Consider the following 10,969-nt stretch of genomic DNA (forward strand, 5'->3'; position numbering starts at 1 on the left):
GTCTAGTAGACCATGCCCATCGCCTCGCGCACCTGGGCGAGGGTCTCGTCGGCGACCTCGTTGGCGCGGCGGTTGCCCTCGTGGAGGATCTCGCGCACGAGGACGGGCTGGGCGGCGAAGGCGGCGCGGCGTTCGCGGATGGGGGCCATGTAGTCGTCCACGACCTCGGTGACGTAGCGTTTGAGGGCGCCGGCGCCGGCGTCGCCGATGGAGTCGGCGATCTCCTCCGGGTCACGGCCGGTCATGACGGAGGCCGTGGTGATGAGGGCCGAGACGCCGGGGCGGTTCTCCGGGTCGAAGNTGNCGGTGCGCTNCGAGTCGGTCTTGGACTTGCGGATGAGCTTGGCGGTCTCCTCGGCGGTCATGGAGATGGCGATGGAGTTGCCGTAGCTCTTGGACATCTTGCGGCCGTCGAGGCCCGGGAGGAGCGGGGTGTCGGACAGCAGGCCCACGGGCATGGGGAACACCTTGCCNTAGCGCTCGTTGAAGNGCCGGGCGATGTTGCGGGTGAGCTCGATGTGGGGGAGCTGGTCCTTGCCCACGGGGACGCAGTCGGCCTTGCAGAACAGGATGTCGCAGGCCTGGTGCACGGGGTAGGTGAGGAGCAGGCCGGTGAGGGCGTGGCCCGAGGCCTCCTGCTCGGCCTTGACCGTGGGGTTGCGCAGGAGCTCGCTCTCGCTCACGAGGGAGAGGAACGGCAGCATGAGCTGGTTGAGCGCCGGCACGGCCGAGTGGCAGAAGATCGTGGCCCGCTCGGGGTCGATGCCCACGGCGAGGTAGTCGAGGACCATGTCGTAGGCGTACTCGGTGATATGGGCCGTGGTGTCGCGGTCCGTGATCACCTGGTAGTCGGCGATGAGGATGTTGGTGTTGACGCCCATCTCCTGGAGCCGAACGCGCNCGCGCACGGTGCCGAAGTAGTGGCCCAGGTGCAGGCGGCCCGTGGGGCGGTCGCCCGAGAGGAGGGTGTGGGCGCCACCGTCCTCTCCAAGGGATTTCCACATGGCGTCGGACCGCCTCTGCGCCTCGGCGAAGCTCTCCTCGTTTGCCATGGTTCCTCCTTTGGTTGTGCCCCGGTGGCGGGGCGCGTCTGCAACCCCCTTATACTACCCGGTGCCGGCCCTGGCGGGGGCGCCCGTCCGGCCACGGCGGGACCGCCGCCCACCGCGAGACACAACATCTTGTGTCTTACCCGGGGTTCCCGGCTTTGGCCCGCGGGGCGTGGGGAGGGCCCTGGAGCTGGGTGTTTCGCTCTCGGCCAAACGTGTGCCCCAGGAAGCCCCTGATTGTCCTTCCAATGGTCCCATGGTTGTCATACACCACATATTGTGTTTTATGGTAGTCCTACTTCNAGGGATTGTTGTTCAGGGGACTTTTGCACACCACTACACACGACCGATGTCAAGTCTGTTCCTCGTGACGGAGCCTCCGTATCATAGGTGTCTCCGCGGTCGGCAGGCCGCGGAGACACNTCGATTTCAACCACAAGATGATGTGGTTCACCGTCAAACCGCACGGCCCAAGGNGAGTCCCAATGAAGATCATCAAGCGCAACGGGTCCGNGGCGACCTTCGACGTCGCAAAGATCGTCAACGCCATCCGGGGGGCCAACGTGACCGTCCCCGAACCCGTGCGGCTCACCGAGGCGCAGATCGACGACGCCGCCACCGCCGTCGAGGCCGAGTGCGAGGCCTGCGGCCACACCGTGACGGTGGAAGAGGTCCAGGACATGGTGGAGGACCAGATCATGGCCAAGGGCGCCTTCTCGGTGGCCCGCAACTACATCACCTACCGTTACGTCCAGAGCCTCAAACGCACCTCCAACACCACCGACGAGCGCATCCTCTCGCTCATCGAGTGCAACAACGAGGACGTCAAGCAGGANAACTCCAACAAGAACCCCACGGTCAACTCCGTGCAGCGCGACTACATGGCCGGCGAGGTGTCCAAGGACCTCGCCAACCGCNTTCTGCTGCCGCGCGAGGTGGTGGAGGCCCACGCCGAGGGCATCATCCACTTCCACGACGCCGACTACTACGCGCAGCACATGCACAACTGCGACCTCGTCAACCTCGAGGACATGCTGCAGNACGGCACCGTGATCAGCGGCACCCTCATCGAGAAGCCGCACTCCTTCTCCACGGCCTGCAACATCGCCACCCAGATCATCGCCCAGGTGGCCTCCAGCCAGTACGGCGGCCAGTCCCTCTCCCTCACGCACCTGGCGCCCTTCGTGGACGTCTCGCGCCGCCGCATCCGCCGCGACTTCGTGCGCGAGCTCGAGGAGCTCGGCATCGAGCCCGAGGAAGGGCAGGTGGGCCGCATCGTCGAGGAGCGCCTCCTCGACGAGATCCGCCGCGGTGTCCAGACCATCCAGTATCAGGTGGTCACCCTCATGACCACCAACGGCCAGGCACCCTTCGTCACGGTCTTCATGTACCTCAACGAGGCCCGCGACGCCCAGGAGAAGCACGACCTCGCCCTCATCATCGAGGAGACCCTCCGCCAGCGCTACGAGGGTGTCAAGAACGAGGCCGGCGTCTGGGTCACCCCCGCCTTCCCCAAGCTCATCNACGTGCTGGAGGAGGACANCCTCGAGCCCGGCCAGAAGTACTACTACCTCACCCAGCTTGCGGCCAAGTGCACCGCCAAGCGCATGGTGCCCGACTACATCTCCGAGAAGATGATGCGCAAGCTCAAGCTCTCGGCCGGTGAGGTCGAGGGTGAGGGCGACGTCTACACCTGCATGGGCTGCCGGTCCTTCCTCACGCCCGACCGCTCCGGCAACGGCTACGGCAACGTGGCCAATGNCGGCGACTACGAGCCGGGCAAGCCCAAGTACTACGGCCGCTTCAACCAGGGCGTGGTCACCATCAACCTCCCGGACGTCGCCCTCTCCAGCGGCGGCGACATGGACGAGTTCTGGCGCATCTTCGACGANCGCNTGGAGCTCTGCTACCGCGCCCTCATGTGCCGCCACAACCGCCTCAGGGGCACGCTATCGGATGCCGCGCCTATCCTCTGGCAGTACGGCGCCCTGGCCCGCCTGCCCAAGGGCGNGGTCATCGACCCGCTGCTCTTCGGCGGCTACTCCACCATCAGCCTCGGCTACGCCGGCCTCTACGAGTGCGTGCGCTACATGACCGGCCACAGCCACACCGACGCCGAGGCCACGCCGTTCGCCTTGGCCGTCATGCAGCACATGAACGACAAGTGCGCCGAGTGGAAGGCCGCCACGGACATCGACTTCTCCCTCTACGGCACGCCCCTGGAGTCCACCACCTACAAGTTCGCCAAGTGCCTCCAGCGCCGCTTCGGCGTCGTCCCCGGCGTCACCGACCACGGCTACATCACCAACAGTTACCACGTGCACGTGGCCGAGCAGATCGACGCCTTCACCAAGCTGCGCTTCGAGAGCGAGTTCCAGCGCCTCTCCCCGGGCGGCGCCATCTCCTACGTCGAGGTCCCCGACATGCAGGACAACCTCGAGGCGGTCATGAGCGTGCTGCGCTTCATATACGACAACATCATGTACGCCGAGCTCAACACCAAGAGCGACTACTGCCAGGCCTGCGGCTTCGACGGAGAGATCAGGATCGTGGAGGACGACGGCAAGCTCGTGTGGGAATGCCCGCATTGCGGCAACCGCGACCAGACCACCCTCAACGTCGCCCGGCGCACCTGCGGCTACNTCGGCACGCAGTTCTGGAACCAGGGCCGCACCGAGGAGATCCGCGACCGCGTCCTGCACCTCTAGGTCCGGCCCCATACCCGTCACCGCCGACCGGGCCGCCCCNCGGGGCGGCCCGCCCTTCCATCGAGGTCCCATGAACTGCGCCAACGTCAAGTACTGCGACATCGCCAACGGCACCGGTGTGCGGACGAGCCTGTTCGTCTCCGGCTGCACCCACCGCTGCCCCGGCTGCTTCAACGAGGTGGCCTGGGACTTCTCCTATGGCGACGCCTTCGACGAGGCGCTGCAACAGGAGGTCCTCGACTCCCTCGCCCCCTCTTATATAGCGGGCCTGTCCGTGCTCGGGGGCGAGCCCATGGAGCCGTCCAACCAGCGGGCGCTCGCTCCCTTCCTAGAGCGGGTCCGCGCCGAGTGCCCGGGCAAGGACGTGTGGGTGTACACGGGCGACGTCCTCGACGAGCTCCTCGACCCCTCCTCGCCCCGCCACACCGAGGTCNCCGAANGGCTCCTGCGGTCCGTGGACGTGCTCGTGGACGGGCCGTTCGTCCACGAGCTCAAGGACATCACCCTGAGGTTCCGCGGCTCGCAGAACCAGCGCATCATCGACGTGTCCCGGAGCCTCGAGGCCGGTCGCACGGTGCTCTGGGAGGATGACCCGGTGTTCGCCCAGCACTCCATGGGCTGCCAGGAGCTGCACCTCTAGGGCCGGGAAACTCCCTTAGATACATCTCAAAATCATTTGCCGACCGTGCGGCCCCTCTCACGGGGGCTGCACGGTGTCTTATCGCCTTTCGGGGCATCGACCTNNAAAGCCGTAAGGCCGCATTGCCGCGTCGACCCAGCGGAAGGAGACCCATGGACTGTCCCTACGAGACGGGGTGGCGCCGCGCCTACACGCCTTCGACCGCTGTGGAGGAGGCGAGTCGGTGAAAGGGGACGAGTGACTATGGCGAGTCGCGACCTCTCCNTCGANTTCCTCGGCGTCCACTTCCAGAACCCGTTCTGCCTCTCCTCGTCCCCCGTCGGCAACTGCTACGGGATGTGCGCCAAGGCTTACGAGACCGGCTGGGGCGGCGTGGTCTACAAGACCCTGCACACCGACGACTTCAAGGTCAACGAGGTGCCCCCACGCTTCGACGAGCTCACCAAGGAGTGCACGCCGTTCGTGGGCTTCAAGAACATGGGGCAGATCGCCGAACACCCGCTCGAGAGCGACCTTGCGGCCATACGGTGCCTCAAGGCCGAGTANCCGACGGCGTCCTCATCGCCTCGCTCATGGGCCAGGACGAGGGCGAGTGGGAGGAGCTCGCCCGCACCGCGGAGGCCGCCGGCGCCGACATGGTGGAGATGAACCTCTCCAGCCCCCAGATGACGAGCCACGCCATGGGCTCCGACGTGGGGGTGAACCCGGACCNCTGCCGCCGCTACGCCGCCGCCGTCAAGCGCGGGACGTCGCTGCCGGTGCTCGCCAAGACGACGCCAACATCACCGACATGCGCGCGGTGGCCAAGGCCTCCCTCGAGGGCGGGGCGGACGGCATCGTGGCTGTCGACACCNTGAAGTCCGTGGCCAACGTGGATCTCGGCCCGTCGTCAACGGCAAGAGCGCCGTCTCCGGCTTCTCCGGCAAGGCCGTGAAGCCCGTCGCCCTGCGGTTCCTCCAGCAGATGCGCTCCGCCCCCGAGCTCGCGGACCTCCCCGTCTCCGGGATCGGCGGCAACGAGACCTGGCGCGACGCCTGCGAGTTNATCCTCATGGGCGCCACCACGCTGCAGGTGACCACGTCCGTCATGCAGTACGGCTACCGCGTGGCGCGGAGGACATGAAGGACGGCCTCGCCCGCTACATGGGGTCCCAGGGCGTCGACTCCCTCGCCGACCTCGTGGGTCTCGCGGTGCCGAACACCCTTTCCGTCGAGGACCTCGACCGCGACTGCCGCGTGTACCCGGAGGTGGACCAGGACGCCTGCATGGGGTGCGGCCGCTGCTACATCTCCTGCTGTGACGGCGCCCACCGGGCCGTCGTGTGGGACGGGCCTCCTGTAGGGGAGGGGAGCCCTCCGTGGCGGCCTGACGAGATTGGTCGAGATTCTCGGTTGCGCCGCCGGAGGCCTGTGCTAGTATCTTCTTCGCACCACCGATGTCGGAGTGGCGGAATTGGCAGACGCGCTAGCTTGAGGTGCTAGTGACTGACTAAAAGGTCGTGCGGGTTCAAGTCCCGCCTCCGACACCATCGAGAACGAGGCCCGTGTCCCAAGGGACACGGGCTTTTTTCTTGTCGCGCCAATCTTTTTCAGAGATTGGGAACGATCGTGCGGCGGTGCGAGTATCCTCGATACCGACCGCGTTGGTTGGGGGACCGCACCTTCCCGCCGGGTCGGCAGGAAGGTGCCCGGAGGCACCCTGGTGCGTCGGAAGGGCGGGGGAGCCATGATCCTAGGCAGCAACATCACGGCCACCGACACGGGGGGCCGCATCAAGGCCTTCTGCGGNCTCAACGCCGTCTTCGACATCCTCGCCATGGTCGACGACGCCGTGGCGGGCTACGACGCCTCCGGGCGCGTCATCATCGCCAACGAGAACCTCGCGTCGCTCTCGGGGCTCACGCGCCAGCAGCTTCTCGGCATCGACGTCAACGCCCTGTTCCTGCCGCTGTCGGGCATCCCCAACCCCCATGACCGCCTCCCGTTCCCCCTGGACGGCTCCAAGGCGACGCTCCTCTGCCGACGCCCCACGGAGGGCACCAAGGTACGCGTGGTGGTGCGTGCCCGCGCGATGGGGGACGACGGGTCGTTCCTCCTCGTGGCACGGCCCACGTCGGTGGCCAGCGCCCCGGAGCCCGACGGCCCGCGGCCGACGTCTGACGTCTCGGTGGACGGTGCGGCGCTCTCCTCGGACGAGGTCGCCGCCGTGGCCGACGCCGANGTGCGCGTGGCCTCCATCGGCCGTGAGGGGCCCGCCGACGTGGTGGCGCTCANGAGCGAGCTCGGCGGCGCCGTGGTGTCGGGCGACGCCAGCGGCGTCCGGGACATGCTGGTCTCNGAGCTCCGCGACGCCGTTGACGCGGACGCCGGCGCGCTCTACCTGGCCGGATCGGGCGGCTACGCCCTCAAGAGCTTCACGGGCGACGTGGACGGCAGGGAGATGCCCTCCTACATCACGTCCCAGGACCGNCTCGCGTCGCTCGCGGGGGAGGTCCGGCACACCCNGGCCTTCGACCGCCACCGCGGGCTCGACGGCGAGGTCGTCCTCTCCGAGAAGGCCACCAAGGAGGTGCATGGGGCCCCGGAGCTCGAGTCGCTGCCGCTCGTCTCGTTCTTCTCGGTGCCCATCGTCTACGACGCCACGGTCGTCGCTGTGGCCCTCGTGGGGTGGAACGCCCCGCATGCCCTCCACGGCCACGACGCCAAGGTCCTCGACATCCTCGCGCTTCACCACGCCAACGAGCTCATGACCGCCACGCTCTCGGCGAGGGCGCACTCCAACGAGCGCGTGTCCAACGCCGCCAGCGAGCGCCTCCTGCACCTGGAGGGGTTGGGGGAGAAGGCCACGCTCCTCGACTACTACGACGCCTTCGAGGCCATGGCGGCCGCTGTGGGCTGCTCCTTCATGCCCATCTTCAAGAACCTCCACCAGGACACCCTGTTCATCAAGACGCCCGCCGGCGAGCTCGTCGACTTCCCNTTCGACGTGGACATGCTCCGAGACGACGAGTGGCATTACGAGGACGTCCACATCTGGCCGTTCTCCAAGCTCGCCAGACTACNGGNCTGGNTGTCCGNGAAGTGCATCGCCAACGACGGCGTCCTCGTGATCATGGATCGTCTCGTGGGCGAGTCCCGGGGCTTCCTCGTGACCAAAGACGGCGGCACGGCCCTCCCGTCGCTCTCGTACACCTACTTCAAGCGCTTCGTGCAGGACGTCCACCGCCTCGAGCGCCGCCAGACCCAGCGGGCCCAGGACGCCCTCATCAGCCACACGCTGCAGTCGGGCCTGGGCAACCACCTCCAGCACGTGGAGGGGCTCACGGCGCAGGCCATCTACAACTCGGCCACCGAGACGGCCGATGTGGGCGGCGACTTCTACGACCTCATCCGCCTGCCCGGCACCCGTGCCTGCGTCATCCTGGGCGACGTGGCGGGCAAGGGCGTGCAGTCGGCGTCGGTGTCGGCGGCCGTCCGCACGGCCCTCGGCGCCTACTCATGGGAGGGTCTGGCACCCTCCCACATGGTGCGNTCGCTCAACGACTTCTTTCTGGGCTTCTCCCGGCTCGAGACGTTCGCTACCGTGTTCGTGGGCGTCATCGACGTCGCGGAGGGCACGCTCACCTACTGCTGCGCCGGCCACCCGCCCGCGCTGCTGCTGCACCCCGCGGAGCAGCAGACCGNGCTCCTCAGCGTACAGTCGGGGGTCGTGGGGGCCTTCCGTGAGATGGTCTACCGCGACGGCCACGTGCGCCTGCGGCCTGGCGACGAGCTCCTGCTCTACACCGACGGAGCCACAGAGNCNCGGGGCGCCGACNGCACGTTCTTTGGNGAGGTGGNTCTCCGCGACGCCGTGGTGNGCAACATCGACCTCGACGGCCACGACATCNCCGACNAGATCATGGCGACCCTCTACGAGTTCACCGAGAACCGCCTCGACGACGACGTCGCCATGATGGCCGTGCGCTTCGACGGCCTGGACGCCGACAGCACCGCCGGGGCCCCCTCGTGACCGCCGCCGACACCCGCGGCAATCGCCTCCGCGACATCGTGAGGGTGCTCTGGGTGGTCATGGCCCTCAACCTCGTCGTGGCCGCCGCGAAGTTCCTCTACGGCCNGGCTACCGGCTCGCTCTCCATGCGCAGCGACGGCGTCGCGAGCGCCTTCGACGCCCTCTCCAACGTGGTGGGCATCGTGGGCGCGTCGCTGGCGGCGCAGCCGCCCGACCGCGGGCACCCCTACGGCCATGCGAAGTTCGAGACCTACGCCTCCGTGGCCATCGGGGTCATGCTCGTCGTGGCGGCCTTCAACCTCTGCGCCGACGGCGTCGGCGCCCTCATGGGGCGCCGGGACGCCGTCACGGTGAACGTGGGCAGCTATGCCGTCATGGTGGGCACCCTCGCCGTGAACCTCGCCGTGAGCCGCGGCGAGCGGCTGAGCGGCCGCCGCCTCAAGAGCGAGGTGCTCGTGGCCGACGCGCTGCACACCCGTTCCGACGCCCTCGTCTCGGTCTCGGTCATCGTCGGCCTCGTCGTGGTCCAGATGGGCTTCCCCGTGGCTGACGCGGTCGTGTCCCTCGTCGTGGGCGCCGCCATCGCCGTCTCGGCCGTGGAGGTCTTCCGTTCCGCGAGCACGACCCTCTCCGACGCCGCCCGTCTCGACGAGGGGGAGGTGCGCTCGTGCGCCTCCGAGGTGCCCGGCGTCCGCTCGGTTCACAACATCCGCACACGGGGAACCGAGGGGGAGGTCTTCGTCGACCTCCATGTTCTGGTTGACCCCCTTATGACTGTGCTGGACGGCCACGGGGTGGGGGAGGCTGTGGGGGCGCGGCTCCGCGACCGCTTCGGTGAGGTCGGTGAAGTAATCGTTCATATCGAGCCTGACACAGCGCTGGAGCGGCGCCTCGGCGAGGCCGACGACGCCGCCCTCGGTGCCGCCGCGGTGGGCGGACACAGTACCGGCGCTGGGGATACTCCGTCGGGTGACGTCGCCGGGCAGCCGGTGCCCCGATGNCCCCGCTGAGCTTCTCCGGGCGGTCGGCCTGCGGGTGCACGGCGGTGAAGCCGCCAATCAATGCGTTATTGCGACCCAGGGTGTGCTTCTCCTATTTCCTCATCCTGTGGCACGCGCTAACTGTTCGGCGGAGTCGACCTGTTGAGGTCGCTCGCAGGTGGGTATCAGATACCGTGAGGAAATATGAATAAGGGAGACGGGTTGACAGTGCGTGCCGCCTCCCCCAACGGGGAATAGTCTTGGGCGACAAAACGCCAGGGGACAGAGCCCAGACAGGAGGTCACATGCTCATCATCTCCGACTGCATGCTCGTCCCCGTCCAGGGCAACCTCGACGTCGTCACCGCCCCCGCCCTCAAGGGCCATCTGCTCGAGCTCGTGGACGGCGGCTGCAAGCGCATCGTCCTCGACATGGAGAAGGCCGACTACGTCGACTCCACAGGCCTGGCGTCCATCCTCACGGTCGTCCGCGCCGCCCGTTCCCGCGGGGGGTCGCTNACGCTCGTGAACGTCTCCGAGCGCGTTATGCACGCCCTCGGCGTGGGGTGCCTGCTCCCCTTCGTGCCCTGTTCCGCCAGACGCCGCCCCCTGGNACCCGTACCGCCCCTTCCGCCGGGCGCCTCGCCGCTCCGGAGGCTCACGCTCCGCATCATGCCCGAGAACCTCGAGATGGCCCGCGACTGCCTGCGGGAGCTCCTCGAGGGCCTGCCTCTCGAGGAGTCGGAGGTCTTCGACATGACGCTCGCCGCCGGCGAGGCCATGGGCAACTGCGTGCTGCACACCCCGCAGGGCACGGGTTTCCTCACGGTGGCCGTCTACCCCGACCGCCTCGTCATGGAGGCCGTGGACAACGGGCCTGGCTTCGAGATCGGCGATGACGAGGAGCCGGTCGTAACCCTCGAGCACGGTCGCGGCATCAAGATCATGCGCCTGCTCTGCGACAGCGTGGAGATCCACGCCAAGCCCTTCGGTNACGGGACCGTGGTGCGGCTGGTGAAGCTCTTCGGCCGCCCGCTCAATCCCCTGGAGGAGGGGCTGCGCATGATCATGAGCGCCTGAAGGGCCCTGCGGGGGCCTTTTCCATGGCGCGGCGCCGTGGGAGGGGAAGCGCTGACAAAGAAAAAGCCGCCCGGAGGCGGCCTGGAGATTCTGGAGCGGACAACGGGATTCGAACCCGCGACCCTCACCTTGNCAAGGTGATGCTCTACCAACTGAGCCANGTCCGCGTGAAGACTCGACTACTATAGCAGCCTCGGCGGGCGGCGCAAGGCAGAAAGTCGGCAAATCAGGCTCCGGGCATATCTGCCACATCAGTCGTGGAGGGTGTGCGGCAAGAAAAAGGCCGGCCCCGCGGGGCCGGCCGGTCTGTCTGGAGGCGACGCCCAGATTCGAACTGGGGGTAAAGGCTTTGCAGGCCTCTGCCTTACCACTTGGCCACGTCGCCAGAGAATAAAAAGGCCGATCGAAACCGGCCCTGATAAACACTGGAGCGGACAACGGGATTCGAACCCGCGACCCTCACCTTGGCAAGGTGATGCTCTACCAACTGAGCCATGTCCGC

At 67.6% G+C, this 10,969-nt stretch carries 6 protein-coding genes, 4 tRNA genes and 1 pseudogene; 7 read left to right on the forward strand and 4 right to left on the reverse strand.

Annotated features, from left to right (window positions below; translation table 11 throughout):
* Positions 1-2 precede the first annotated feature (2 nt).
* A complete protein-coding gene (gene trpS / locus JX283_RS06605) occupies positions 3-1,052 on the reverse strand; it encodes a tryptophan--tRNA ligase (protein WP_204829873.1) in 1,050 nt (349 codons plus the stop codon).
* Positions 1,053-1,534: 482 nt separating this feature from the next.
* On the opposite strand from trpS, the gene nrdD reads away from it, so the two are divergent.
* The 7 genes and pseudogenes from nrdD (at position 1,535) to JX283_RS06640 (ending at position 10,467) form a co-directional block, all read left to right on the forward strand.
* The gene (gene nrdD / locus JX283_RS06610) at positions 1,535-3,757 is read left to right on the forward strand and encodes an anaerobic ribonucleoside-triphosphate reductase (protein ID WP_204829874.1); all 2,223 of its coding nucleotides are present in this window, start codon (positions 1,535-1,537) and stop codon (positions 3,755-3,757) included.
* Between the two features lie 70 nt (positions 3,758-3,827).
* A complete protein-coding gene (gene nrdG / locus JX283_RS06615) occupies positions 3,828-4,397 on the forward strand; it encodes an anaerobic ribonucleoside-triphosphate reductase activating protein (RefSeq protein ID WP_204829875.1) in 570 nt (189 codons plus the stop codon).
* A 915-nt stretch (positions 4,398-5,312) separates the two neighbouring features.
* Positions 5,313-5,519: pseudogene (locus JX283_RS06620) on the forward strand (hypothetical protein); the annotation flags it as partial.
* Positions 5,520-5,834: 315 nt separating this feature from the next.
* A tRNA-Leu gene (locus tag JX283_RS06625) sits at positions 5,835-5,925 on the forward strand.
* A 197-nt stretch (positions 5,926-6,122) separates the two neighbouring features.
* Positions 6,123-8,408 (forward strand): SpoIIE family protein phosphatase, encoded by a 2,286-nt coding sequence (locus tag JX283_RS06630; protein WP_204829877.1) that lies wholly within the window; start codon positions 6,123-6,125, stop codon positions 8,406-8,408.
* Entirely contained in the window at positions 8,405-9,418 is a 1,014-nt protein-coding gene (locus JX283_RS06635) for a cation diffusion facilitator family transporter (protein WP_239652516.1), read from the forward strand. Before JX283_RS06630 ends, JX283_RS06635 begins: the two co-directional genes overlap by 4 nt.
* A gap of 275 nt (positions 9,419-9,693) precedes the next feature.
* Positions 9,694-10,467 (forward strand): anti-sigma factor antagonist, encoded by a 774-nt coding sequence (locus JX283_RS06640; RefSeq protein ID WP_204829878.1) that lies wholly within the window; start codon positions 9,694-9,696, stop codon positions 10,465-10,467.
* A 91-nt stretch (positions 10,468-10,558) separates the two neighbouring features.
* Here JX283_RS06640 and JX283_RS06645 read toward each other — a convergent pair.
* The 3 genes from JX283_RS06645 to JX283_RS06655 form a co-directional block, all read right to left on the reverse strand.
* Positions 10,559-10,634: transfer RNA gene (locus JX283_RS06645), tRNA-OTHER, on the reverse strand.
* A 144-nt stretch (positions 10,635-10,778) separates the two neighbouring features.
* Positions 10,779-10,852, reverse strand: a tRNA-Cys gene (locus JX283_RS06650).
* Between the two features lie 41 nt (positions 10,853-10,893).
* Positions 10,894-10,969: transfer RNA gene (locus JX283_RS06655), tRNA-Gly, on the reverse strand.

This window comes from Olsenella sp. CU969, from assembly GCF_905219715.1.
GTDB classification, from domain to species: domain Bacteria; phylum Actinomycetota; class Coriobacteriia; order Coriobacteriales; family Atopobiaceae; genus Granulimonas; species Granulimonas faecalis.